The organism is Burkholderia gladioli, assembly GCF_000959725.1.
In the GTDB taxonomy this organism is placed as follows: Bacteria; Pseudomonadota; Gammaproteobacteria; order Burkholderiales; family Burkholderiaceae; genus Burkholderia; species Burkholderia gladioli.
In genome coordinates this window covers 3382367-3405534 of the sequence record NZ_CP009322.1, presented here as the reverse complement: position 1 = coordinate 3405534, position 23168 = coordinate 3382367, and the positions used below count along the sequence as shown (strand labels likewise).

The 23168-nt window shown below is 66.8% G+C and carries 27 protein-coding genes and 1 pseudogene; 6 read left to right on the top strand and 22 right to left on the bottom strand.

The features are described 5' to 3' along the window. Window positions 1–135 precede the first annotated feature (135 nt). The 10 genes from BM43_RS14680 to BM43_RS41355 form a co-directional block, all read right to left on the bottom strand. Window positions 136–813 (bottom strand): TetR/AcrR family transcriptional regulator, encoded by a 678-nt coding sequence (locus tag BM43_RS14680; RefSeq protein ID WP_230676380.1) that lies wholly within the window; start codon window positions 811–813, stop codon window positions 136–138. A 90-nt stretch (window positions 814–903) separates the two neighbouring features. Beyond that, window positions 904–1917, bottom strand: a complete 1014-nt coding sequence (locus tag BM43_RS14675; RefSeq protein ID WP_036055022.1) for a zinc-binding alcohol dehydrogenase family protein — start codon at window positions 1915–1917, stop codon at window positions 904–906. A 155-nt stretch (window positions 1918–2072) separates the two neighbouring features. Continuing rightward, the gene (locus tag BM43_RS14670) at window positions 2073–2972 is read right to left on the bottom strand and encodes a LysR family transcriptional regulator (protein WP_036055025.1); all 900 of its coding nucleotides are present in this window, start codon (window positions 2970–2972) and stop codon (window positions 2073–2075) included. Window positions 2973–3248: 276 nt separating this feature from the next. Beyond that, window positions 3249–4046, bottom strand: a complete 798-nt coding sequence (locus BM43_RS14665; protein WP_036028255.1) for a FadR/GntR family transcriptional regulator — start codon at window positions 4044–4046, stop codon at window positions 3249–3251. A 91-nt stretch (window positions 4047–4137) separates the two neighbouring features. Beyond that, a complete protein-coding gene (locus BM43_RS14660) occupies window positions 4138–5079 on the bottom strand; it encodes an ABC transporter substrate-binding protein (RefSeq protein ID WP_036055028.1) in 942 nt (313 codons plus the stop codon). Window positions 5080–5150: 71 nt separating this feature from the next. Then, entirely contained in the window at window positions 5151–6188 is a 1038-nt protein-coding gene (locus tag BM43_RS14655; RefSeq protein ID WP_013688914.1) for an ABC transporter permease, read from the bottom strand. Between the two features lie 29 nt (window positions 6189–6217). Further along, window positions 6218–7759 (bottom strand): sugar ABC transporter ATP-binding protein, encoded by a 1542-nt coding sequence (locus BM43_RS14650; RefSeq protein ID WP_036057031.1) that lies wholly within the window; start codon window positions 7757–7759, stop codon window positions 6218–6220. Between the two features lie 21 nt (window positions 7760–7780). Beyond that, window positions 7781–8557 (bottom strand): SDR family oxidoreductase, encoded by a 777-nt coding sequence (locus BM43_RS14645; RefSeq protein WP_036055030.1) that lies wholly within the window; start codon window positions 8555–8557, stop codon window positions 7781–7783. Window positions 8558–8609: 52 nt separating this feature from the next. Then, window positions 8610–9887 (bottom strand): L-fuconate dehydratase, encoded by a 1278-nt coding sequence (locus BM43_RS14640; RefSeq protein WP_036055033.1) that lies wholly within the window; start codon window positions 9885–9887, stop codon window positions 8610–8612. 177 nt (window positions 9888–10064) lie between these two features. After that, entirely contained in the window at window positions 10065–10214 is a 150-nt protein-coding gene (locus BM43_RS41355; protein WP_155296507.1) for an SH3 domain-containing protein, read from the bottom strand. A 370-nt stretch (window positions 10215–10584) separates the two neighbouring features. Between BM43_RS41355 and BM43_RS14635 the strand changes: the two genes are divergently transcribed. Together BM43_RS14635 and BM43_RS14630 are read left to right on the top strand one after the other, a co-directional pair. Continuing rightward, window positions 10585–11688 (top strand): terpene synthase family protein, encoded by a 1104-nt coding sequence (locus BM43_RS14635; protein ID WP_144417668.1) that lies wholly within the window; start codon window positions 10585–10587, stop codon window positions 11686–11688. After that, a complete protein-coding gene (locus BM43_RS14630; protein ID WP_103693957.1) occupies window positions 11688–13073 on the top strand; it encodes a cytochrome P450 in 1386 nt (461 codons plus the stop codon). Before BM43_RS14635 ends, BM43_RS14630 begins: the two co-directional genes overlap by 1 nt. A 46-nt stretch (window positions 13074–13119) precedes the next feature. Here BM43_RS14630 and BM43_RS14625 read toward each other — a convergent pair whose 3' ends face one another. Beyond that, window positions 13120–13545: a PACE efflux transporter gene (locus BM43_RS14625; protein WP_036055038.1), complete on the bottom strand. Its 426-nt coding sequence runs from the start codon at window positions 13543–13545 to the stop codon at window positions 13120–13122. 105 nt (window positions 13546–13650) lie between these two features. Here BM43_RS14625 and BM43_RS14620 point away from each other — a divergent pair, with 105 nt between their 5' ends. Beyond that, window positions 13651–14541, top strand: a complete 891-nt coding sequence (locus tag BM43_RS14620; RefSeq protein ID WP_036055040.1) for a LysR family transcriptional regulator — start codon at window positions 13651–13653, stop codon at window positions 14539–14541. A gap of 40 nt (window positions 14542–14581) precedes the next feature. Here the strand turns inward: BM43_RS14620 and BM43_RS14615 are convergent, their stop codons facing one another. From BM43_RS14615 to BM43_RS41350, 9 genes are all read right to left on the bottom strand, one after another. Next, the gene (locus BM43_RS14615; protein ID WP_036055043.1) at window positions 14582–15280 is read right to left on the bottom strand and encodes a GNAT family N-acetyltransferase; all 699 of its coding nucleotides are present in this window, start codon (window positions 15278–15280) and stop codon (window positions 14582–14584) included. A gap of 69 nt (window positions 15281–15349) precedes the next feature. Further along, window positions 15350–16309 carry a glycosyltransferase family 2 protein gene (locus BM43_RS14610; RefSeq protein ID WP_036057033.1) on the bottom strand — a complete coding sequence of 320 codons (960 nt, stop codon included), beginning with the start codon at window positions 16307–16309 and terminating at the stop codon, window positions 15350–15352. Window positions 16310–16753: 444 nt separating this feature from the next. Beyond that, window positions 16754–16915 carry a hypothetical protein gene (locus tag BM43_RS41725; RefSeq protein WP_167547487.1) on the bottom strand — a complete coding sequence of 54 codons (162 nt, stop codon included), beginning with the start codon at window positions 16913–16915 and terminating at the stop codon, window positions 16754–16756. Between the two features lie 46 nt (window positions 16916–16961). Then, the gene (locus BM43_RS38880) at window positions 16962–17123 is read right to left on the bottom strand and encodes a DUF1328 family protein (protein WP_025099526.1); all 162 of its coding nucleotides are present in this window, start codon (window positions 17121–17123) and stop codon (window positions 16962–16964) included. A gap of 46 nt (window positions 17124–17169) precedes the next feature. Next, a complete protein-coding gene (locus tag BM43_RS14600; protein WP_013688905.1) occupies window positions 17170–17358 on the bottom strand; it encodes a DUF3008 family protein in 189 nt (62 codons plus the stop codon). A 68-nt stretch (window positions 17359–17426) separates the two neighbouring features. Next, the gene (locus tag BM43_RS14595) at window positions 17427–17738 is read right to left on the bottom strand and encodes a hypothetical protein (protein WP_036055045.1); all 312 of its coding nucleotides are present in this window, start codon (window positions 17736–17738) and stop codon (window positions 17427–17429) included. 14 nt (window positions 17739–17752) lie between these two features. Beyond that, window positions 17753–17938 (bottom strand): hypothetical protein, encoded by a 186-nt coding sequence (locus BM43_RS40450; protein ID WP_036055048.1) that lies wholly within the window; start codon window positions 17936–17938, stop codon window positions 17753–17755. Window positions 17939–17968: 30 nt separating this feature from the next. Continuing rightward, on the bottom strand, window positions 17969–18271 hold the full coding sequence (locus tag BM43_RS14590; RefSeq protein WP_036055051.1) for a hypothetical protein: 303 nt from the start codon (window positions 18269–18271) through the stop codon (window positions 17969–17971). Window positions 18272–18423: 152 nt separating this feature from the next. Further along, the gene (locus BM43_RS41350) at window positions 18424–18588 is read right to left on the bottom strand and encodes a hypothetical protein (RefSeq protein ID WP_155296506.1); all 165 of its coding nucleotides are present in this window, start codon (window positions 18586–18588) and stop codon (window positions 18424–18426) included. Window positions 18589–18848: 260 nt separating this feature from the next. Between BM43_RS41350 and BM43_RS14585 the strand changes: the two are divergent. Then, window positions 18849–19365: pseudogene (locus BM43_RS14585) on the top strand (ferritin-like domain-containing protein). Here the strand turns inward: BM43_RS14585 and BM43_RS42710 are convergent. Then, window positions 19262–19672: a DUF6566 family protein gene (locus BM43_RS42710; protein WP_366920185.1), complete on the bottom strand. Its 411-nt coding sequence runs from the start codon at window positions 19670–19672 to the stop codon at window positions 19262–19264. The pseudogene BM43_RS14585 and the gene BM43_RS42710 sit on opposite strands and share 104 nt — an antisense overlap. A 118-nt stretch (window positions 19673–19790) precedes the next feature. Here BM43_RS42710 and BM43_RS14580 point away from each other — a divergent pair, with 118 nt between their 5' ends. Both BM43_RS14580 and BM43_RS14575 read left to right on the top strand, forming a co-directional pair. Next, window positions 19791–20294, top strand: a complete 504-nt coding sequence (locus tag BM43_RS14580) for a phage protein NinX family protein (RefSeq protein ID WP_036055054.1) — start codon at window positions 19791–19793, stop codon at window positions 20292–20294. A gap of 95 nt (window positions 20295–20389) precedes the next feature. Continuing rightward, window positions 20390–21640 (top strand): phosphatidylserine decarboxylase family protein, encoded by a 1251-nt coding sequence (locus BM43_RS14575; protein ID WP_036055057.1) that lies wholly within the window; start codon window positions 20390–20392, stop codon window positions 21638–21640. A 27-nt stretch (window positions 21641–21667) separates the two neighbouring features. Here the strand turns inward: BM43_RS14575 and BM43_RS14570 are convergent, their stop codons facing one another. Next, complete coding sequence (locus BM43_RS14570) at window positions 21668–22939, bottom strand: sigma-54-dependent transcriptional regulator (protein ID WP_036055059.1); 1272 nt, start codon at window positions 22937–22939, stop codon at window positions 21668–21670. Window positions 22940–23168 lie beyond the last annotated feature (229 nt).

Here is a 23168-nt window from a genome sequence, read left to right as displayed (position 1 = left end):
TCGGTTTCCTTTTATTGAACCAATTGGTTCAATATAGCGATGCCGGCGCCCACGCGCCAATATAAAAAACCAATCGGTTCTAAAAAAGAAATCTAAGTGCCGCTATCACTTGCCGCGGGAACGGCTACACCGAACCTACATGTGTCGCAGCGCGGACATAAAGGCGGCGACAGGGTCGCCTAGGGGAGGGGCACCATCGAGGTTGCTTTCGATACAGAAGCCGGAGAAGAAAACCATCACGATCTCGGCAATCGCCGAAGCCGGCATGGTGTGCTTTTCCGCCTCGATGTTCTCGACGATGTCGGGAAGCAAGCGGCGATGATAGGCGCTGATCGCCTCGCGTGAGCGCTCGGGGAGGGAGGCGAATTCGCGCAAGCTGTTAACGGAAAAACAGCCGACGCAGCCGGCCTCCCCTTTCTCCCCGAGGCGCAGGAACCGCTCGATATTGCCCCATCCTTTCGGCGTCGAGGCAAGGATGCGGTCAGCGCCCCGGTTCGCATAGTAGTGAAGCAGGGCGTTCAGGAACAGGTCCTCCTTGTCTTCGAACTCCGCGTACAAGCCGGACTTGTTCACGCCGGTCGCCTGCTCCAGCTGGTGCAGCGAGGTGCCGGCATAGCCGTATTGCCAGAACACGGGCAGTGCTTTTTCCAGAACGCTTTCCCTGCTGAACTTTTTCGGACGGCCCATGGAAACCCCCACGTCGGATACGGTCGCCATTTTAAACCAAACGGTTTTAAATGCCATGACCGACGACGAGGATGGATATGCCGCAGCGGCCGCACGCTGCCGGCACCGGCGTACCGGCAGCGCCATGCTTTGGGCCGTGTCGCCATCCGGCCAAGGAGCCCGTGCGCGCGCATCCTCCATGAGGCAGATGACACGCGGCACGGCATGCCCGACCGATCAGAAGCCTTCCAGTACGATCTTGCCGAGGGCCTTGTTGGTCTCGATCAGTTGGTGCGCACGCCGAAGATTGGCGGCGTTGATTGTTCCAAACGTCTCGTTCATGGTCGTGCGCAGGACACCGGCATCAATCAGGTCGGACACGCGATTCAGCAACTCGTGTTGGCGTATCTGATCACGGGTGGCATACATCGATCGCGTATACATGAACTCCCAGTGCAAGGACACGCTCTTCGACTTGAGCTTGCGCACATCGAACAGCTCCGGGTCGTCGATCAGCGCCAGCTTACCTTGGGGATTGATGGACTCGACGATCTGATCGAAGTGATGATCGGTCTGATTCAGGCTCGCGATGCAGTCGACCCCGTCGAAACCGATACGTCCGAGCTCCTCCGACAAGGGCTTCGAGTGGTCGATGACATAGTGTGCGCCGAGAGACTCCACCCACCTGCGGGTTTCAGGGCGTGATGCCGTACCGATGACCGTCAGGCCCGTGAGCCTGGCCGCCAACTGCACCAGAATGGAACCCACGCCGCCCGCCGCTCCGATCACCAGCAAACTGCCGCCCGCGTCCTCGTTGCCCTCGCGGACGCCCAGGCGATCGAACAGCAGCTCCCATGCCGTGATCGTCGTCAGCGGAAGCGCGGCAGCGGCAGCGAAATCGAGCGACTGAGGCATCTTGCCGACGATGCGCTCGTCGACCACATGCAATTCGCTATTCGTGCCGGCGCGCAGTAACGATCCCGCGTACCAGACGCGGTCGCCAGGGCGGAACAAGCTGACTTTGTTGCCTACCGCGCGCACCACGCCGGCCGCATCCCAGCCGATCACCTTGGGCTGTCCCGCCTCGGGCGCCATGCCGATCCGTACCTTGACGTCGACCGGATTGACCGACACGGCACGAACCTCGATCAGCAGGTCATGCTCGCCGGGCGTCGGCTCGGGCAGATCGAGATCGACCAGCGAATCGGGGTCGTTGATGGGCAGGTTACGATAGTAGCCAATGGCTTTCATGATCACACTCCGTCTGTAATGGAAACATCGAGTCCTGGCGCCAGGATGCGGCAGTTCGCTGTTCAGTTACAGACCGGAAGCGCGATTTCACTTTCAACACACGCGAGAAAATGGGCAGGCGCATCGATATCGCGAGCGCCTCCTATCTTCAGGCCTCAGGCCAGCAGGGCCTCCATCCGGAGCTGGAGGAAATCGCGCAATGCCGTCACCGTGGGCGAGAGCATTGTGCGATGCGCGCAGACCATGTGAAGCGGCGCTTCCTCACCGCCGAATTCCGGCAATGCCGCCTCGAGCCTACCGGACATGAGATCTTCGAGTACGTCGATCTTCGATTTGTAGGCAAGGCCCAGGCCTGCGAGCGCCCAGCGTCTCACCACCTCGCTATCATCGCTGCTCCGGTTGCCCCGCACGTTCACCACATGGACATCCTCGCCGTCGTGGAAGGTCCAACGATCGTGCAAGCTGTCGCTGAGGGCATAGCGCAGGCAATTGTGGTCGCTCAGGTCCGAGAGCTTCGCGGGGCGCCCGTGCGCCGCAAAATAAGCAGGCGAGGCGCACAGCACGCGACGATTCGACGGCGCGAGAGGCAACGCGACAAGCGAGGAATCAGCCGGCACGCCGTATCGGATCGCCAGCGTCACCGGGGAACGAAACATGTCGGTGACGTGGTCGCCGATACGCACCTGCAATGACACACCCGGATACCGGAGCTGGAATTCATCCAGCCAATTCAGCAAGATATTGCGCCCGAGGTCCGATGGAACCGTCAGGGAAACGGCGCCGCCAATGACGCCACGCCCCTGCGCCAGTGCGTTATTGCCCGCATCCAGTTGCTCCATGATGTTACGGGCGTACTGCAGATAACACTCGCCGTCCTGCGTCAGCCGCGAACTACGAGTCGAGCGCGCCAGCAGGCGCGTGCCCAATTCGGCTTCGAGTCGCTTCAGGCCGGCGCTGGCGACGGCCGGCGCCATGTCGAGTTGCCGCGCCGCTGCGGACAGGCTGCCGTTGTCCGCCGCGGACACGAAAATGCGTAGGTCTTCCAATTTGATCATCGACTTTCTCTATCCCCGATTGCTTCCCGGCAACCCAGCTCATTGCCATACGCGGTCCGGATTTACCGCGCGTCCGCGGTCGGCTGCAAGGTATCACGAAGCTAATCGAACCGCAGTGTAGGGACAACAAGCGACGGATTGCGGGAAAAGGGCTTGGAAAGAACGGTGGCGCGATAAGGAAATTCGCCCATGGGGCACCCGGCAGCGCCAAGCGTCGGCCTCGAAAATCGCAAGTGACAGCAGCCGGCCACACACGCTGCGGCGCCGATCCGAACGTCAATCCATCGCCCGCCCGAAGATCCGCACCACCTCGTCCAGATGCCCGGCCATCGCGCGGCGCGCCGCACCGGCGTCGCGCGCGCGGATCGCGTCGAGGATCTCGCGATGTTCCAGCTCCGAGCGATGCGGCATGTCGTTCGACATGTACAGCGACTGCAACCTCCGGAACATCGGATCGTATTTGTGCGCGAGCAACTGCTTGATGATCAGCGCGTAGGCGGGGTTGTCGCTGGCCTCGGCGATGCGGATATGGAACAGCCGGTCGCCGGGATGGGTGAGCGAGCCGCTGCGGTTGTCTTCCTGGTTGCGCAGGAAGGCGGCGTGGATCGCCGCGATCTGCGTCTGCGAGCCGTGCTTCGCGGCGAGCGCCGCGGCTTCCGGCTCGATCAGCCGGCGCGCCTGCAGCAGCGCGAACGGCGGAATCTCGGTATCGAGGTCGAGCGCGATGCCGAGCTCGGGGTCCACCTCGACGATGCCCAGCGGCGCGAGCTTCCTGTCCGGCACATCGGGAAGCCCGGACGCCGCGGCACGCACCGGCAGCGCAGCCGCCGTCGCGCCCGCCTCGGGCTGGCGCACCTTCACACCATCGCCCACACGAACGCTGACACGCCCGCTCACCTCAAGCGCGATCAGCGCCTCGCGCACCGAGGTGCGCGACACGCCGAACTGCTCGGCCAGCTCGCGCTCGGGCGGCAGGTAGCTGCCCGGCGGGAAATCGCCGGCCTCGATCAGGGCACCGAGCTTGTCGGCGATCTGCTGGTAGAGGCGACGGTTCTGGATCGGCTGGATGGACATGCCTGGGCCTTGCTGGGCGGTTTCATTCCGAAACATCGCGTGCCGCCGCATCGGCGTGTCGCCCGATGCAACGACGACGCGATACGCGGGTTCAGTCGTACAGCGCCGCGGCGATCTTCGGATCGTCGATATTGCTCTTGTCGTACCAGTAGAAGCCGGTGTCGATCACCTTCGGCAGCTTCTCGCCCTTGATCGCCTTCACCGCCGCCTCGACCGTCTTGTAGCCGATGCCGACCGGGTTCTGCGTGATCGCGCCGGCCATCAGCCCGCTGCGGATCGCGTCCTTCTGCTGCTTGCCCGAGTCGTAGCCGACGATCACCACCTTGCGCTTCATCTCGCGCACGCCGTTCACCACGCCGATCGCCGAGCCTTCATTGGTGCCGAACAGGCCCTTGAGCTTCGGATAGGCCTGCAGGATCGACTTGGTCACCTCGGTCGACTTCAGCTGGTCGCCCTCGCCGTATTGGACGGTGACGATCTGCACCTTCGGGTGCGCCGCCTTCATGCGCTCCAGGAAGCCGTCGCGCCGGTCGATGCCGGTGCGGCTGGTCTGGTCGTGCGCGACCACCGCCACCTCGCCCTCGTCGCCGATCAGCGCGGCGAGCTTGTCGGCGGCAAGCGCCGCGGCGGCCTTGTTGTTGGTGGCGGCGGTGGTGACGGGGATGTCGCTGTCGACGCCCGAGTCGAAGGCGATCACTGGGATCTTCTGGGCCTGGGCCTTCTTCAGCAGCGGCAGCGCGGCCTTGCTGTCGAGCGCCGCGAAGCCGAGCGCGGCCGGCTTCTTGGCGATCGCGGCCGACAGCATGTCGATCTGCTTGTCCACCATCGCCTCGGTCTCGGGCCCCTCGAAGCTCACCTTCACCTTGTAGTCGGCGGCGGCCTGCATCGCGCCGGCCTTCACGGCCTGCCAGAACTGATGCTGGAAGCCCTTCGAGATCAGCGGGATATAGGTTTCCTGCGCCTGCGCGCCGGCCGCGAGGCCGACCGCGAACGTCATGCCCACCACCGCATTCAACAGCTTGCTCCTGATCACTTCGCGTCTCCTTTTTTCGTATCGAGTGGGATGCCGGCCGGAACCGGCGGTGAAGCGCATGCCCGCGCGCGTCAGCGGCGCCGACGACGCAGGATGTCGACGTAGACGGCCAGGATGATGATCACGCCCGTCACGACGGTCTGCCACTCCTGCGCCACCGACATGATGCGCAGGCCGTTGGTCAGCACGCTCATGATGAACGCGCCGATGATGGTGCCGAGGATGCTGCCCGCGCCGCCCGACAGCGAGGTGCCGCCGATCACCACGGCGGCGATCGCGTCGAGCTCGTAGCCCTGGCCGAGCGCCGGCTGCGCGGAATTGAGGCGCGAGGCGATCAGCAGCCCGGCGATCCCGCATACCGCGCCGCTGAAGGTATAGACGGCGATCTTCCAGGCGTCCACGTTCACGCCCGACAGCCGCAGCGCCTCCTCGTTGCTGCCGAGCGCGAAGGTGTAGCGGCCGAACAGGGTCTTGTTGAGCACGATCGAGGCGCCGATCGCGACCAGGAACAGGATCAGCACCGCGTTGGGGATCGGCAGCGCCGGGATCAGGTTGCCGATCAGCGAATCCTGCGCGATCGCGGTGAAGCCGGGCGTGTCGTTGAAGTAGATCGGGCGCGTGCCCGAGATCACCAGCGACAGGCCCTTGAGCAGCATCATCATGCCCAGCGTGGCGATGAAGGGCGGCACCTTCATCTTCGCAATCACGAAGCCCGACACGCAACCGGACAAGGCCCCGAACAGCAGCGCGGCCAGGATCCCGAGCGGCAGCGGCATGCCCCAGTTGGTCAGCACCACGCCGGCCATCACCGCGCAGAAGGTCATCAGGGTGCCGACCGAGAGGTCGATGCCGGAGGTGATGATCACGTAGGTGCAGGCCACCGCGAGCACGCCGTTCACGGCGGTCGCCTGCAGGATCGACACCAGGTTGTCGACCTCCAGGAAGTTCGAGGAGGCGATGCTGAAGAACACGATCAGCAGCAGCAGGCTGGCGAAGGCCAGCAGCTTCTGGCGCGCGGCCGGGTTGAAGAAGCGGGCCCGCAGGCTGGAGGCGGCGGCGGGCGTCTCGCCGGAAGCGAGGGGCGGGACGGGATGCGTATCGTTGGACATGATGGCTTTGGGCGTCTGGGTCGGCTGGGTCAGGACAGGACGGTCGATTCGCGCTGCGTGGCGAGCTGCATGATCTTTTCCTGCGTGGCCTCGGCCGCGCTCAGCTCGCCCGTGACGCGGCCTTCGCACATCACCAGGATGCGGTGACTCATGCGCAGCACCTCGGGCAGTTCGGAGGAGATCATCACGATCGCCTTGCCGGCGGCGGCCAGCGCATCGAGCAGCTTGTAGATCTCGCTCTTGGCGCCGACGTCGATGCCGCGCGTCGGCTCGTCGAAAAACAGGATGTCGCAATCGCGCAGCAGCCATTTCGCGATCACGATCTTCTGCTGGTTGCCGCCCGACAGCAGCCGCGCCGGCTGCGTGACCGAGGGCGTGCGGATCGCCAGTTGGCGCACGTAGCCTTGCGCGGTGTCGCGCATCTTGCGCGCGTCGAGGAACAGGCCGCGGCGCAGGAAGCGGCGCATGCTCGACAGCGCGATGTTGTTCTGCACGTCCAGCCCGACCGCGAGCCCGAAGTGCTTGCGATCCTCGGACAGGTAGCCGATGCCGAACTTCACCGCGTCGGCCGGCGTGCGGATCGTCACCGCGCGGCCATGCACGCGGATCTCGCCCGCGTCGATCGGGTCCGCGCCGAACACGGCGCGCGCCACTTCCGTGCGGCCCGCGCCCATCAGCCCGGCGAAGCCGAGGATCTCGCCGCGCCGCAGCGTGAAGCCGACCTCGCGGATCGCCCGGCCGCGCGACAGGCCACGCACTTCCAGCGCGACCTCGTTGGCCGAGGTATCGGGCGGCGTGCGCGATTCCGTTTCGAGCTGTCGGCCGACCATCATCGAGATGATGCTGTCCATCGAGGTGCCGGCCATCGGCACGGTGGCCACGTACTTGCCGTCGCGCATCACCGTCACGCGATCGGCGATCTGGCGCAGCTCGTCCATCTTGTGCGAGATGTAGACGATGCCCACGCCGTTGGCGAGCAGGTCGCGGATGATGCGGAACAGCTCGGCGATCTCGGCGTTGTTGAGCGCGGCGGTGGGCTCGTCCATGATCAGCACGCGCGAATCGAAGGACAGCGCCTTGGCGATCTCCACCATCTGCTGTTTCGCCACCGTCAGTTGGCCGACCGGCGTGCGCGGATCGAGATCGAGGCGCATGCGCGCGAAGATCGCCGCGGCGTCGCGATTGAGCCGCTCCTCGTCGACGAACACGCCCAGGCGGCCGCGCGGCTCGCGGCCGATGAAGATGTTCTGCGCCACGCTCAGGTGGTTCATCAGGTTCAGCTCCTGATGAATGATGCCGATGCCGAGCGCCTGCGCGGTGCGCGGATCGGCGATCTCCACCGCGCGGCCGTCCATGCGGATCTCGCCCTCGTCCTTCTGGTAGACGCCGGCCAGGATCTTCATCAGGGTCGACTTGCCCGCGCCGTTCTCGCCCATCAGCGCATGCACCTCGCCGGCGCGCAGGTCGAAGCGGCAGTCGTCGAGCGCCAGCACGCCGGGGAAGCGCTTGCTGATGCCGCTCAGCGCGATCAGGGGCGCGCGTTCGGCGCCGGAGTTCGATTCGGTTGGCATGGGTTCGGGGTTCCGCTGCATTCAGCTGATCGCGCGATCGAGGTGGGTGTAACCGCCATCGACGAACAACCACTGGCCGGTGGTATGCGAGGCGCGCTCCGACAACAGGAACACGGCCGTATCGGCGATCTCCCCGGCCGTGGTGAAGCGCCTGCCGAGCGGCACCTTGCCGGCGATGTCGTCGAGCTTGGCTTGCGGATCGTCGAAGCCGGCGATCCAGTCGCGATACAGCGGCGTCATCACCTCGGCCGGAATCACCGCGTTCACGCGCACGCCGTCCTCGCGCAGCGCCACCGCCCATTCGCGCGTCAGCGAGAGCTGCGCGCCCTTCGAGGCGCAGTAGCCGCTGGTATTGCCCTGCCCGGTGACGGCCGTCTTCGACGAGACGTTGACGATCGCGCCGCGTGCCGCCTTCAGGTGCGGCACGCAGTGATGCGCCATCACGTAGTAGTGGATCAGGTTGCGTTCGAGCGAGGCGACGAAGGCCTCGCGCCCCGCGTCGAGGCCGATGCTGTCGTTGATGCCGGCGTTGTTGACGAGGCCGTCGAGGCGGCCGAAACGGGCGACGGCCCGCGCCACCGCCTCGCGGCATTGCGCGTCGTCCTGCAGCTCGACCGCGAAGAAGGCCGCGCGCGGCTGCTTGCCCACGAGTTCCTGCCAGAACGCGTCGTCCGGCGCCTGGCGCGCGAACACCACGGGAATCGCGCCTTCACCGGCCAGCCGCATCGAAATCGCCGCGCCGATGCCCGACGCGCCGCCGGTCACGATCACGACCCTGTCCTGCAGATTCAAATCCACTTCGCGTCTCCGTCGTTCGTGTTCTGCCGGCCTCGATGGGCGGGCCGTATCCTCAGCCTCGGAACCGGTACTGCTCCAGCGATTCGGGTTTCATCTCGATCGAGAAGCCGGGCGCGCTCGGCGGCATGTAGGCCGCGTCGCGCACCACGCAGGGCTCGACGAAATGCTCGTGAAGATGGTCGACATACTCGATCACGCGGCCCTCGCGCGTGCCGGCGATCGCGACGTAGTCGATCATCGCCAGGTGTTGCACGTATTCGCACAGGCCCACGCCGCCCGCGTGCGGGCATACCGGCAAGCCGTATTTCGCGGCCATCAGCATCACCGCCAGGATCTCGTTGACGCCGCCGAGACGGCAGGCATCGATCTGCACCACGTCGATCGCGCCGCGCGCGATGAACTGCTTGAACAGCACGCGGTTCTGGCACATCTCGCCGGTGGCCACCTGCACCGGGCCGATCGCCTCGCGGATCTTGCGATGCCCCTCCACGTCGTCGGGGCTGGTGGGCTCCTCGATGAACCAGGGCTTGGCGAAGGCCAGCTCGCGCACCCAGTCGATCGCCTCGTCCACTTCCCAGACCTGGTTGGCGTCGATCATCAGCTTGCGATCGGGGCCGATCACCTCGCGCGCGATCGTCACGCGGCGGATGTCGTCCTCCAGGTTCGCGCCCACCTTCAGCTTCACGTGGTTGAAGCCGGCGTCGATCGCTTCATGGCAGAGCCGGCGCAGCTTGTCGTCGCTGTAGCCGAGCCAGCCGGCCGAAGTGGTGTAGCAGGCGTAACCCTCGCGTTCGAGCGTGGCGATCCGCTCGGCCTTGCCGGGCGCCTGCTTGCGCAGCAGTGCCAGCGCCTCGTCCTGCGTCAGGCAATCGGTCAGGTAGCGGAAGTCGATGGCGCGCACGAATTGCTCGGGCGTCATGTCGGCCACCAGGCGCCACAGCGGCTTGCCCTCGGCCTTGGCCCACAAGTCCCAGGCGGCGTTGACCACCGCGCCGGTGGCCAGGTGGATCGCCCCCTTGTCCGGGCCGATCCAGCGCAACTGGCTGTCGGAGGTCACGTGGCGCCAGAAGCGGCCCATGTCCTCGCGAATCCAGTCCAGGTCGAGACCCACCACCAGATGGCGCATCGCCTCGATCGCCGCGCAGCAGATCTCGTTGCCGCGGCCGATCGTGAAGGTCAGCCCGTGTCCTTCCAGGCCTTCCCGATCGGTTTCGAGCACGACGTAGGCGGCCGAATAATCGGGATCCGGATTCATCGCGTCGGAGCCGTCGAGCTGGCGTGAAGTCGGAAAGCGCACGTCGAGGACGCGCATCGATCGAATGATAGGCATGACTAATTGTCTGAGAAAAGAAACCGGACTTGCGTGATGCGCGGAGGGACAGGCAGCCGATGTCCGGCGCGCGATTGGCACAAAGGACAAAAGGTCCATCCAATGATAGTGAGCGACCCGGCGTTTGTCACGGAAAGCGAACGCAGGGTTTTCCTGGGCGTGTGATGACAGGTCCTGTCACGCCGAGGACATCGACGGCCGGCGAGCGACGGCCGGCAGTTGCGCCCCCACGGGATAGTCGCCGGCCGGCCCGGCGTAGAGATTGACGGTCATGCTGGTGACAGCCGGCGTCTGCGCCAGGCTGGGTGCCGCGAATACCGCGATCATGCCGGCCAGCACCGCGCCGATGAACTGTTTGCGTATCGCCGCTTCTCCACGATGAAGTGTGCCCGATGACTTCCGCTCCCGACCACATGACGACAGAAGCCGCGATAGCAGGCCCTTGTCGGGCGGCGGGACCGGACATCCCATAAGTATGGGGAATAAACTCCCGGCGCGGCACGTTCTCTCCAGCAACGATCGCCGCTCGGGATCCGCCCATGTGCAGCCGCACCTCGGCTCGTCCTTTCACCTCTCTTTCGTCACAGCGTCGCTCGGATACGCAGCTGGCCGCGTGAACCGCCAAGCCACCCGGTTTGGGCATCGAAGCAGCAAACGCGTCGCCGGTTTCCCCCTTACCCAATGCGACAAGATCACTGTGAACCATCCAATCTGTCTGGAAGCGGCGCCCCCTTCCCTGCTGGAAGCGATGCCCGTGTTCTACTGCCCGATCGCGCCCGCCATCTCACCCGCCACGGCCGAAGCCGAGGCCCGGGTGCTGGCCTGGGCCGATCGTTTCGAACTCCACGAGGACGCCCGCCAGCGCGAGTACCTGGCCCGCGCCCGATTCCCGCTGTTCCCGGCTCGGTCGATGCCGGACGCGGATCCACATGGGCTGACGCTGGCCGGCAAGGAGGTGATGTGGCTGCAGTCCTTCGACGACGTCCATAGCGACGAGAAACCCGGCGGCACGCCGCTCGACGAATACGTGGTGCTGCTCGCGAAGCTGGCGCGCATCCTCGAGGAGCCGCGCGCCGACCTGCTGCCCGGCAATCGCTGGGCGGCCGCGCTGCGCGACCTGCGGCTCGACGTCGAGGCGCATGCCACCCACGCGCAACTGGATCGCTGGGTGCGCGCCCACATCGATTACTTCGACGGCCTGCTGTGGGAAGCGGTCAACCGCGCGCAAGGCGCCAGCCCGCGCATCGACGACTACATCGCGATGTGGCTGAAGCAATCCGGCGTCTACCCCTGCATCGCCTTCACCGACCTCGCCTGCGGCTACGAAGTCCCGGCCACCGGCTGGCACGATCCGCGCGTGAGGATGCTGCGCGAGATGACGGCTGCCATCATCGGCTGGGACAACGACCTGACCTCCTACAACAAGGAAGCGCTGCGCGCCGAGCAATACGGTTTCCCGGCAATCCAGAACCTGGTTGCCGTGATCGCCGAGGCGCGCGAATGTTCGGTGGGCGAGGCGGTCGGCCTGGTGAGCGCGATGCGCAACCACGCGATGGCCCGCTTCGTCGCGCTGCGCGAGCGCGTGAGCGCCGATGGAGACACCGCCACCACGCGCTACGTGCATGGGCTCGCGCAGTGGATCCGCGGCTACCTCGACTACAGCGCGCTCTCGCCGCGTTATCTTCAGCCGGCCAGCGCGTTCGAGCATGTGCTCGCGCACGGCTGGCCGATCAGTGAAACCCAGCCGGACGACGGGCAAGCCAAACTGCCCGCGCCGACCTCGCTTGCGGGGTGGTGGTGATGGATATCGACCTGACCGACAAGCCGGCGCACGTGGATCCCGCTCCGCTGCCCGAAGCACCGATTCCGCGCGCCCCCGGCAGCCTGCCGATCGTCGGCCACGCGGCCCGGCTGCTGTTCAAGCCGCTGAGCTTCCTCAGCGGCCTCGCGCCGCTCGGCGGCCTGGTACGCGTCGACCTCGGGCGGCTGCCGATGCTGCTGCTCACCGATCCCGAGCTGACGCGCCAGGTGCTCAACGACAGCCGCACCTTCGACAAGGGTGGCGCGCTGTTCGACAAGGTGCGCGAACTGACCGGCAACAGCCTGCTCACCAGCCGCTACGACGACCACAAGCTGCAGCGGCGCCAGATGCAGCCGGCCTTCTCGCGCAAGCGGATCCTCACCTACATCGACGTGATGAACGAGGCGATCGGCGGCGTGATCGGCGGCTGGTGCGACGGCGACGTGGTCGACCTGACGGCGGCCTGCTACGACATCACGGCGCGCACGGCCTCGCGCACCATGTTCGCCGCCGACGTGGCCGGGGCGGCGGCAGCTTCGCTGGTGGAGGATCTCTCGGTCTACCTGGGCGGCTTGTTCGTGCGGATGATGCTGCCCAGCGGCCTGCCGGGCAGGGTGCCGACGCCGGGCAGCCTGCGCTACGACCGCGCGGTGGCGCGCCTGCACGCGGCGATCGAACAGATCATCGACGCCTATCGCGCCTCGGGCGTCGATCACGGCGACCTGCTCTCGATGATGCTGGCCGCGCGCGACGAGGACGGCCAGCCCTGGTCGCAGCAGGAAGTCCACGACCAGGTGATCACGCTGTTCCTGGCCGGCATCGAGACCACGGCGGGCGTGATGAGCTGGACGCTCTACCTGCTCGGCCGACATCCGGATATCGCGGAACGTGCGGCGGCGGAGGTGCGAACCACCTTGGGCGACGCGGCGGTGCCGCAGGCGGAGCACCTGATGCAATTGGGCGAAACGCGCCGCGCCATGATGGAGGCCTTGCGCCTGTATCCGCCCGGGTGGATCTTCACGCGGGTGGTGACGCGCGACACGATGCTGGGCCCTTATCGCCTGCGCGTCGGCGACGGGCTGGCCTACAGCCCCTATGTCCTGCATCGCAATCCGGCGCTGTTCGCGGCGCCCGAGCGCTTCGATCCGGATCGATGGCTGCCGGAGCGTGCCGCCGCGATTCCCGAGCACGGCTTCATCCCGTTTGGCGGCGGCGTGCACAAGTGCATCGGCGATCAGTTCGGCACCACCGAAAACCTGCTGGCGCTGGCCGCCATCCTGTCGCGCTGGAAGCTGGAGCCGGTGACGAGCCAGCCCGTCGAGCCGATACCGCGACGCGCCACGCTGAGCCCGTCGCGGTTCATGGTGAGGTTGCGGCGGCGGTAGCGGCAGCCGGGCCCTGAAGCGGGCGGCCCGGCAAGAACCGCCCGCTTCACTCCTGCAAGGCCGAGCTCGGCACCCCGAACACCAGGTCGAACAACCAGTTGAAGGCGAAGGTGTAGCAGGGGATCAGCACGATCAGGGCGAGATCGAGCAGGAAGGCTTGCGCCAGGCTGATCCCCATCCACCATGCGATCAAGGGGATCAGGAACAGGACCAGGGTGAGCTGGAAACCAACCGCGTGCAGGATGCGCCGCGCCACCGTGCGCGTGCGATTCGCCTGGCGCGCTTCCCAGCATTCGAACAGCGTGGTGTAGACGAAATTCCAGCTCACCGCGATGGTGGTGATGATCACCGACAACGGCCCCGTGCTGGTGGGCGACTGTCCCGACAACAGCGCCAGCCCCAGCGCCGAAATCAGCATGCCGATGATTTCGTAGAGCGACACATACAACAGCTTGCGTTTCAGGCCCTGCATATTCCCGCCTCCGTTCGTGACAAGCACGTGGAAAGCCGCGAATATAACGTCAGCGCAACTGACAGAAAAAGTCAGTAGATATCAGATAAATTGAAAGGTCGGGCCGTGAATTTCTCCAACGACAGCATCGAACTGTTCCTGGCCGTGATCGACAGCGGCTCGTTTTCCGCGGCGGCGCGTTCGCTCGGCAAGGTGCCCTCGGCCGTGAGCATGGCGATCGCCAACCTGGAGGCCGAGCTCGGTTACGCCCTGTTCGACCGCGGCCGCCGCGAGCCGGTGCCCACCGCGATGGGCGCCGCGCTGGTGCCGCATGCGCGGCTGGCCCTCGAGCAATTCCGGCGGCTTCGCATGCATGCGCTGCAGCTGTCGCAGGGGCTGGAAAGCAGGCTGTCGATCGCGGTCGCCACCGATATCGACAAGCAGCCGCTGCTGGCCGCCGTCGGCGAGCTGAGCGACCGGCACCCGTTGCTCGAGATCGAAATCCTGACGGCGCCCCAGGACGACACGCTGCAACTGCTTCACGGCCGGCGCGTGGACCTGTGCATCGCCTACGCGGGCCTCGCCGTCGACGTGAGGGAGCACTTCCAATACGTCGGCAGCGAGCGGCTGACCGCCTGCATCGGCCCGCGGCATCCGCAGTTGAAAGCGGGCGGCGATACCTTCCTGGAGGACCTGGTGCAGGTCCGGCAGATCCTGGTGGCCAGCCGCGACCTGCCGCTGGCCGACAGCCGGCCGCTGGTCGGGCAATCGTGCTGGCGCACCGACAGCCTGGCGATGGCGATCGAGATGGTGGAATCGGGCCTGGGCTGGGGCAACTTCCCGCTGTCGGCCATCGCGCCGCTGCTGCGCGATGGCCGCCTTCAGCGGCTGCAGTTCAAGAACATCGAGAACGGGCTGTCGATGCCGGTGCATGCAGTGTGGCTGCGCGAGCGGCCGTTGCAGCAGGGCGCCGCGGCCTTGGTCAGGACGCTCGGCGAGATGGCCAAGCAGTCCTGAGCGATTTGCTCGACGTAGCGCGCCGTCCCTTCACCGCGCCTCAGCGCCTCACCAGCGTCAAGCCATGGAACTGCTTGCGCCGCTCGAAGCCGAGCTTCCCGTACAAGGCGATCGCCCCGGTATTCGCCTGGAACACGTGCAGGAACGGCAGCTCGCCGCGCGCCACGATCTGGCGCGCGGCGAACTTCACCAGGCGCTCGGCGTAACGTTGCCCGCGATGCTCGGGATGCACGCAGACGGCGCTGATCTCGGTATGGCCCGGCACATGCAGGCGCTCGCCCGCCATCGCGACCAGCACGCCGTCGCGCCACACGCCGTAGTAGCGGCCCATCTCGTGCGTGCGAGCCTCGTAGGGGCCGGGCCGGGTCAATGCAACCAATCCCGCCATCGCACCCGCGTCGCGTTCCTCGAGCAGGACGAAACCGTCGTCGGCCTCGTCGCGCAGCACCAGCAAAATCATCTGGTCGAGCACGCCCTCGCCCTTCACCTCGAATTCGTCGGAGGGATGCAGGGTCTGCTCGCCGGCCACCATCACCAGTTCGCCCGGTTGCGTGAGCGCGGCCAGGGCGCGCCAGTTCTCCGGCGCGTCGGCCGTGATCGCGGCCAGCGGCGAAACCTCGGGATGGAAGCGGCGCGCGAGATCGCCGCCGATCGACCAGTGGGCCTGGTGGGTGGTCAGGGCTTGCCAGATCGCGTTGTCGAGAACACGGAGGTCGGAGTCGCGGGATTCGGTTTTCATGGGCTGTCGGTCGTGGTCGGGCATCGGCGCGCAAGGCGCCTGCCGACCAGAACGGATCGCCCCGTCCGTTTATTCCATGCCCGCCGCCGGCAGGGCGTGCCGCCCCTTCCAGATCATCAGCAGGTGGTAGTAGAGCCGCGGGCTCAGCCCGAAACGGTAAGCGTAGAGATTGCGCAGCGCGATCGCCAGGCTGGTGCGCGGCTCGTGGTTGCGCGCGTAGAGCGACACCACGATCGGCACCAGCCGGCGCAGCGCGAGCCGCCGGGCCGGCTCCAGGTCGGGCGGCAGCGCCAGCTCGTTGACGAAGCGCCAGGCCATCAGCGAAGCCGAGCGCATCGTGTGGCGCGTGGCCTGCGAGATCGAGGCATCGGTTTCGCGGTAGCAGGAGACGAATTCGTCGAGATAGCAGATCCGCTCCGCGGCAAGACAAAGACGCGTATTGAATACATAGTCGCAACAGGAGCCGTAGGTCTCCTCATAACCGATTCGTCTGACCAGCTCGGCATTGGCAAGCCAGCCGTTGTTCGGAAACATCTGCACCAGACCGGCCCGGCCCGGCTGCGCCTGCAGGCCAGCCGCCGCGGCATTGCGATGGAACATCTGGTTCATGCGCCGCGTGGCCGCGCGGCTGATGCGGCCGTCGTGGTCCACCACGTACTGCTTGCCGAAGGCGGCATCGAGGCCGGGATGGCGCTGCCATAGCGCCAGCAATTGCTCCACGCCATGCTCGAGCAGGAAATCGTCGTCGTGCAGCAGCAGGATCTTGTCGCCGCTGGCATGCGCGAACAGGCTCGTCACGTTGCGCGCCTGGCCGAGCCCCGGCCGGTTGCGGCGGTAGCGCACGCGCGGGTCGTCGCCGTAGCGACGGCGGATCAGGCGCTCGGTGGCGTCGTCGGGCGAATCGTCGCCGATCACGACCTCGAGGTTGCGGTAAGTCTGCGCGAGACACGAATCAATGCACTGGCCGATCAGGTGGGCTCGGCGATAAGTCGGTACGCAGATCGAAACTTTGATGGAGGGGGCGGTCATCTGGCGCTTCCGCACGAAAGGTGATCGATGGGCATCTGCAAACAAGCTTTCTGTCGGTCGTCATGATCGGGAGAAAAAAATATAAAGAAATGGAAAATAATCGCGCGTAAGGGAAGCCCCGGATGCCGGGCCGGGCAAGCGTTTTCGGGGATCGGTAAAGGGTGGTCGAAGTGACCGGCGGCGAGGCCCGCCGGGGCGCCGCGGGCGGCAATTCCGACCGGCCGGGCACACTTCGTTGCACGATCCGCAGCATCGCGCGCGGGTGATTCGAGGAATGATTCCGTGCTCGCGATACCAAGCAATCCTTACATCGTGCGAAGCAAGGTTACCGAATGCGAACGCGGGGAAGCGTCGAGCGAAAGCTCGTGGGCGGGATGAAAGACGGCGGCGGGAAATGCCCCGGGGAGAGGGGCGCGCAAGACGCACCCATCTCCCCGGGTGGGATCACATCGGTTTCGCGAGTTCCTTCGCGACCGATGCCGGGTTCGCGCATTCGCGATCGGGGATCCGCAGCAGCCCCTCGACCAGCGGGCCCGCGGCATGCGCGTCGCGCGCGCGGGAGCGGCTCGACTCGTGCCCGGTGTGCTGGCGATGGCTCGATGTCATGGCAAACCTCCTCGTAGACGGTTCGACAATGGGATGCCTGCTCGCCTCATCGGCGCATGCGTCCCATCACGAGCGAGACGATGAACAGGATCAGGAAGATGACGAACAGGATCTTCGCGATCGATGCGGCACCGGCGGCAATCCCGCCGAAACCGAAGAAGGCCGCGATGATGGCGATCACGAAAAAAACCACGGCGTAGTAGAGCATATGAACCTCCCCATTCGGGTTGTTAAAGGCGTGGACAGGCTGCGGGTCAGGCGTCGTGCTTGTGATGCGGTTTACCGCGTGTCTTGGTGGAGGCGAAATCCTCCAGTTGCTTCTTGTTCATCGATTCGTACATCGATTTCGATGCCGGTTTCAACGAACTCTTCTTCGTCTCGCCGCGCTTGGCGGCCAGCGCGGCGCCGGCTGCGCGCTGCTGCGCTTGTGACTTGGCTGGCATGACACTCCTCCGTGATGGCAGTGCCGAGAGACAATGCAAACACCGTGCCCGGCGCAAAAGCCTGTCGATCAGAATCGGCTCACATGGAAATCGGCGGCGATCGCGTTCGGGCCGCGACGCGCGAAAGCCTGCGCGAAACCCTCGCCGATGCGCGTGAGGGCGGCGCGCTGGTGCTGGATGTCCCAATGCTCAAACTGCTCGTAGGCGTGCGCGTCGAAGCTGATCGTCACGCTGGCCGGCTGGCCGTCGAGATCGAAGCCCACGTGCAGGCCGCCCGAGGAGGTCGGTTCGATATCGAACGGCATCTCGCGCGCCTCGAAATAGCGGCCGATCGTTTCGGCGATGTCCCGGCGCGGGCCGGGTTCCACACGGATACTCATCGCGGACCTCCTGGTTAGGCAAAGCAGGCCGGCGCGGCCCAGCCGCGCACCGGCGGCACGGGCTCGTCGACGGGTTCCTGGAACGGCTCGGGCACCTCGTCGGGCCGCGGGCCCGGGCCGGGGGGCTCGGCCGGATCCGGCGCTGGGATGTCCGGCGTGCCGGGCTCGGGCCGGTGCATGCGCAAGGCTGGGTTGGTCATGATTCGCTCCGGGTTCGGGACAGGCCGCGCTCAATCGACATAGGCCGCCATCACCAGCCACAACGCGCGCCCGCCGTCGTCGATCGGCGCCGCCAGCGCATTGCGGTCTTGCGGCGTGCAGGCACGGCGCAGGGCGCGCTGCGCGTCCTCGGGCGCCTCGAACACGGTGTCGTCGAGCCGTTCGACGCCGGCCTTGTCCGCGAACATCGATCGTTGCGGGCGCGCCATCAAGGGCTCGCGCTGCCAGGCGCGAAACCGGTCGCGCACCGAGTCGAAGGTCCCGCCGCATACGTTCACCTCATAGTGCACGTCGGGGTTGGGTTTCTCGCTCATGTTCCTCTCCTTGCCAAGGGCGCCGCCGCCGATGCCGCCATTCGCGATAAGCGGGCGCGACGCGATGGTTGCACCCGCATCGATTCGATCCGGAGGCGGGCGGGCGCGCGAAACCAGAAACCAGACTCGCCGCCGCTTCCGGCCCCGGGGCGCTAACGCCTGCGATCCGGCCCCGCCGGTTCGCCGCTTTCCACGGGCACTGCCATCGACCAGCCACCGACCAGCACCGTGCCGGCGGCCATCGCCGTGAATCGCAGCAGCTTCCGAAACTTCGCCTGCATGCGGCACGCCTCTCGAATCGTCGTGCCTTTCTTCAAGCAAGCTCCGTTCCGATCCACGCCGGACCAGCCCATGCGGGCCCGCGCGCCGGCGCCGCCGCGGCTGTGTGACTTTGACAATCGATTGCAAAAAGCGCAGGGCCCGATGCGCGCCGCCCGCCCCGGCCGTATCGCCGCGCGGGCGCGGCGCTTGCATGCGACGGGGCGCGACGCGCTCGCGTCGTAGCTGCAATGCAGCATCGCAGCCCCTTATCGACCTCAACCGGGACGGCCAGACCGCCGCCCGACGGGAGCATGAAATGGCACACACGAAACGCTCGGTCGACGAGCATCTCGACGAATGGCTGCGCGACGCGCACGCGATGGAGGAACAGGCCGGCACCCTGCTCACCGCGATGGCGCGGCGGCTCGAACACTATCCGGAACTGAAGGCCCGCATCGAGCAGCATCTCGGCGATACGCGGGAGCAGCAGCGGCTGGTTCGCGAGTGCGTCGGCCGGCGCGGCAGCGACGTGTCGGTCCTGAAGGATTTCGGCGCGCGCAGCCTGGCGGCGCTGCAGGCCTTTACCGCCATGTTCTCCACCGACGAGGTGATCAAGAACGCCATCTCCGGTTTTGCCTTCGAGAACTTCGAGGTGGCCGCCTACCGGACGCTGATCACGGCCGCGCGCCGCCGGCGACGCGCAGACGCTGGCGATCTGCGAACGCATCCTCAGCGAGGAGGTGGCGATGGCGAACTGGATGGAGCAGCATCTGCCGGAGATCGTGAACGCCTACCTGGCACGCAGCCAGGCAGAGGCTTCGACGCCGCAGTAGGCGAAGGAGAGCCCGCGCGAGGCGCCTGGCGGCGCTCACGTCCCCAGGCGGCCGCCGCTCGAGCCGGCGGCGGCGCCTCGCCCGCGTCGATGGCCTCGCGCCCGCGAGCGAGGCCGGCGCGCACCGCCTCGGCCTCGCTCGGCCATTCGGGTTCGTGCTGTCCAGGCAGGACCCTGCCGTGCCCGGCCTCGTCGCGCGCGATGCTCACGCGCGGCAGCCACGCACCGCGCGGGCCGCGCACGACCGTCACCGCGATCACATGGTTCCGGTAAGTGTCGCTCGTCACCGTCCTGTCGATATCGTTCATGGCGGGGCTCCGCTCGAAGCTTGGTCTCGAGCGGGGCGCAGCGCGCATGCCCGCGCGCCGCCGCCCCGGCGGGTATGGCCGATGCTGCGCCAGGAAGGTTTCCACTCCGGAGCCCGCCATGCGGATCGACCGACTCGACGCGCGTGAACTCGACTACTGGACCGCCCGCGCCCTGGCGCGAGACGAGCTGCCGCTGATCTTCGTCGCCGTCGAACCGGACATCGTGGTCACCGTCGCCAGCGGCGGCTTCAGGCGCATGGACAGCCGCTTTTCCCCCGCCGCCGAGTGGGCCGACGCCGCCGTGGTGCTGGAGCGCGTGGTCGAGCTGCGCTCGACGCGGGTGGGCGAGGCTCGGGCCAGCGTGACGGCAAGCTTCGCCGGTGACGGCACCGCCGCCACGCATGACGCCCGCGGCGAGGGCGAGAACCTGCGCCACGCGCTGCTGCGGGCCTTCATTCGCGCGCGATTCGGCGACACGGTCGAACCGGTGCCGACCGAACCGCATGCCGTCAGCAACGGCCGCGTCACGCCGCATCGGGCCGGCGCGCCGCTGCCCCGCGACGGCGAGCGCCGCGACGCCCCGCACGATCCGAACGAAATCGGCGCCTTGCCGCGGCCGTGACGGCCAGGCGACACCGCGCCCGGCGAACCGGCAATGACGGCTCGCCCGATGAAACATACGACGAAAACAACCGACGGAACGACAGGGAGACGAGCATGCCATCGATCCAGGGCCCTGCCCGAAGCACGCGCCGCCGCCTCGGCGACTGGCTCGCGAGCGAGGAGCTGCACATGACGGCCTATCGCCGCCAGCTCGCGCGCGACGCCTATGCGCAGGCGGGCAACCGCCCGCGCGCGGCGGCGGTGGCCGACCTCGCCACGCTGTTCGAGCGTGACGCGGTGCTGCGCATGAGCCTGACGCGCGCGATCGGGGAAGCCGAAGCGGCCGGCTACGCGCTGGGCTACAACAACATCGACGACCTGATGACGATCCTCGACTACGTGATGCGCTACGCGCCGCCGTTCAGCGAGACCAGCCTGATCGTCTGCCCGATCAATGCCCTGCTCGACTGGCCGATGTGCATGCCGTCGGGTTATCCGCTGTTCCGCGACGAGGCCGTCAACACGCAACTGGGCCGCGTGCTGTCGACCTGGTGCGATTTCCTCTCGGGCCCGCATTCGCGCGAGCATCTCCACGAAAACGGCCCGAACGGCTGGTTCTGTCCGGAAGCACGCCAGCGAATGGAGCTCGATGCCTTTCGCTGCCGCCCGGACGAGCCGCATTGGGGCTTCGACTCATGGAACCACTTCTTCACGCGGCGGCTGCGCGAGGACGCGCGTCCGGTCGCCGAGCCGGGCGATCCGCGCGTGGTGATCAGCGCCTGCGAGGCGGCGCCCTACCAGATCGCCGGCCGCGTGCAGCGCGTCGACGACTTCTGGATCAAGGCGCAGCCCTATTCGATTCGCGACATGCTCACGCCGAACCATGCGCTGCTGGCCGAGCGCTTCGTGGGCGGCGACGTCTACCAGGCCTACCTGAGCGCCTGGAACTACCATCGCTGGCACGCGCCGGTGGGCGGCACCGTCACGCATGCCTATCGCGTGGCGGGCAGCTATTTCTCGGCGGCGGACGTGGAGGGCCGCGATCCGGCCGGCCTCAACGATTCGCAGGGCTACATGACGGCGGTAGCCACCCGCGCGGTGGTGGTGATCGAATGCGAGGACCCCGGCATGGGCTCGGTGGCCTGCGTGTTCGTGGGGATGGGCGACGTGTCCTCGTGCGTGATCGACGTGCATCCCGGGCAGCGCCTGGCGAAGGGCGACGAGCTCGGTTATTTCCAATACGGCGGCTCGACCTTCTGCCTGCTGTTCGAGCCCGACGTGATCGGGCATTTCCTGGTGGAGGCCGCCCCGGATCGCGACTCGGGCGTGGTGCCCGTCAACGCCGCCATCGCGGTGGCCCGCTGAGGGCCCGCGCCAGCGCCGGGCGGCGCCTCAGCGCTTGATGGTGGGCTTGTCGCCCTGCACGGCGATGCCGTCATGGACGGCCCGCAGCCCCGCGTCGACCAGCTCGGCCGCCTGGGCGCGCAGTCCCTCGCCATGGGCCTCGCTCATCACCGGCGGCGGCAGCACGGCAATCTCCTCGCCGTCGGCGAAGATGCTGGCGCGCTGCACGAAATTGCGCAGCTCGCGCACGTTGCCGGGCCAGTCGTATTTCGTCAGCGCCCGCCTGGCGTTGTCGCTGAACACCATCGCGCGGCCGCTGTCGAGGTTGAGCTGGCGCAGGAAGGCCTCGGCCAGCAGGACGATGTCCTCGCCGCGCTCGCGCAGCGGCGGCATCGCCAGCGGAAACACGTTGATGCGGTGATAGAGATCGGGCCGCAGCACGCCGGCCTCGACCGCGCCGGCCGGATCGCGATTGGTGGCGGCCACGATGCGCACGTTCACGCTGGTCTCGCGCGAGGAGCCGAGCCGCATCACCTGCCCCGTCTCGAGCACGCGCAGCAGCTTGACCTGCAGCTCGAAGGGCATCTCGGTGATCTCATCGAGAAACAGCGTGCCGCCGTCGGCGCGCTCGAAGAAACCCTTGTGCTGGCGGTCCGCGCCCGTGAAGCTGCCGCGATCGTGGCCGAACATCTCGCTCTCGACCAAATTGGCCGGAATCGCGCCGCAATTGACGGCCACGAAGGGCCCCTGCTTGCGGAAGCTGAGCTCATGGACGGTCTGCGCGGCCAGCTCCTTGCCGGTACCGGATTCGCCCGTCAGCATCACCGAAGCCTCGGTGGCCGCCACGCGCGCGAGCGCGTCGTACATGCGGCACATGGCCGGCGACTTGCCCAGCATGCGGCCGAAGCGGCCGGCGCGCTCGAGATCCGAGCGCAGCGCCTCCACCTCGCCCTGCCGCTCTTCGGCCTGCGCGACGCGCTTGAACAGGGTATCGAGCCGCCCCATCTGGAACGGCTTGATCAGGTAGTCGGACGCGCCCTGCCGCATCGCGTCGATGGCGGTATCGAGCGTGGCATGGCCGGTCGCGAACACCAGCTCGGGCGGCGTGTCCTGCCTGGGAAAATCGTCGAACAACTCGATCCCGTTGCCGTCGGGCAGGATCAGGTCGCACAGCACCAGGTCGTAGGACTGGTTGCGCATCTGCGAGCGCGCCTCGCCGAGCGTGGCGGCGCAATCGCAAGGTAATTGCCGCGTCTGGGCCAGTGCGGCAAGCATTTCTCGGGTGTCGGCATCGTCATCGACGATCAGCACACGTGGCATGAAATCTCCTGTTGGAGCATTCCGGCATGGCACCGTCCGCCCCTCGCGCCGAAGCGCCGGGAGGCCAGGAATATTCACGGTCAGGAAACGGTGGAAGCGGAAATGCGGAAAACCGGCGTCTTGCCCTCGGGCGTGACGTCTCAGCGAATGACCTATGCCTACAGCAAAGCAGATCGAACGCCGCCATGCTATCGGATATTCCTATCTGCCTTGACCTGGAGCATTGCGA

Excerpts from the sequence above, each read along its gene's own strand:
- BM43_RS40450 (WP_036055048.1), bottom strand. The coding sequence starts at position 17,938 with ATGACCAACCCAGCCTTGCGCATGCACCGGCCCGAGCCCGGCACGCCG.
- BM43_RS14575 (WP_036055057.1), top strand. The coding sequence starts at position 20,390 with ATGCCATCGATCCAGGGCCCTGCCCGAAGCACGCGCCGCCGCCTCGGC.
- BM43_RS41355 (WP_155296507.1), bottom strand. The coding sequence starts at position 10,214 with ATGATCGCGGTATTCGCGGCACCCAGCCTGGCGCAGACGCCGGCTGTC.
- BM43_RS14665 (WP_036028255.1), bottom strand. The coding sequence starts at position 4,046 with ATGTCCATCCAGCCGATCCAGAACCGTCGCCTCTACCAGCAGATCGCC.
- BM43_RS14570 (WP_036055059.1), bottom strand. The coding sequence starts at position 22,939 with ATGCCACGTGTGCTGATCGTCGATGACGATGCCGACACCCGAGAAATG.
- BM43_RS14670 (WP_036055025.1), bottom strand. The coding sequence starts at position 2,972 with ATGATCAAATTGGAAGACCTACGCATTTTCGTGTCCGCGGCGGACAAC.
- BM43_RS14625 (WP_036055038.1), bottom strand. The coding sequence starts at position 13,545 with ATGCAGGGCCTGAAACGCAAGCTGTTGTATGTGTCGCTCTACGAAATC.
- BM43_RS14580 (WP_036055054.1), top strand. The coding sequence starts at position 19,791 with ATGCGGATCGACCGACTCGACGCGCGTGAACTCGACTACTGGACCGCC.
- BM43_RS14640 (WP_036055033.1), bottom strand. The coding sequence starts at position 9,887 with ATGCCTATCATTCGATCGATGCGCGTCCTCGACGTGCGCTTTCCGACT.
- BM43_RS14675 (WP_036055022.1), bottom strand. The coding sequence starts at position 1,917 with ATGAAAGCCATTGGCTACTATCGTAACCTGCCCATCAACGACCCCGAT.
- BM43_RS14680 (WP_230676380.1), bottom strand. The coding sequence starts at position 813 with ATGGCGCTGCCGGTACGCCGGTGCCGGCAGCGTGCGGCCGCTGCGGCA.
- BM43_RS14600 (WP_013688905.1), bottom strand. The coding sequence starts at position 17,358 with ATGCCAGCCAAGTCACAAGCGCAGCAGCGCGCAGCCGGCGCCGCGCTG.
- BM43_RS14650 (WP_036057031.1), bottom strand. The coding sequence starts at position 7,759 with ATGCCAACCGAATCGAACTCCGGCGCCGAACGCGCGCCCCTGATCGCG.
- BM43_RS14615 (WP_036055043.1), bottom strand. The coding sequence starts at position 15,280 with ATGAAAACCGAATCCCGCGACTCCGACCTCCGTGTTCTCGACAACGCG.
- BM43_RS42710 (WP_366920185.1), bottom strand. The coding sequence starts at position 19,672 with ATGAACGATATCGACAGGACGGTGACGAGCGACACTTACCGGAACCAT.
- BM43_RS41725 (WP_167547487.1), bottom strand. The coding sequence starts at position 16,915 with ATGACATCGAGCCATCGCCAGCACACCGGGCACGAGTCGAGCCGCTCC.
- BM43_RS14655 (WP_013688914.1), bottom strand. The coding sequence starts at position 6,188 with ATGTCCAACGATACGCATCCCGTCCCGCCCCTCGCTTCCGGCGAGACG.
- BM43_RS14590 (WP_036055051.1), bottom strand. The coding sequence starts at position 18,271 with ATGAGCGAGAAACCCAACCCCGACGTGCACTATGAGGTGAACGTATGC.
- BM43_RS38880 (WP_025099526.1), bottom strand. The coding sequence starts at position 17,123 with ATGCTCTACTACGCCGTGGTTTTTTTCGTGATCGCCATCATCGCGGCC.
- BM43_RS14595 (WP_036055045.1), bottom strand. The coding sequence starts at position 17,738 with ATGAGTATCCGTGTGGAACCCGGCCCGCGCCGGGACATCGCCGAAACG.
- BM43_RS14610 (WP_036057033.1), bottom strand. The coding sequence starts at position 16,309 with ATGACCGCCCCCTCCATCAAAGTTTCGATCTGCGTACCGACTTATCGC.
- BM43_RS14630 (WP_103693957.1), top strand. The coding sequence starts at position 11,688 with ATGGATATCGACCTGACCGACAAGCCGGCGCACGTGGATCCCGCTCCG.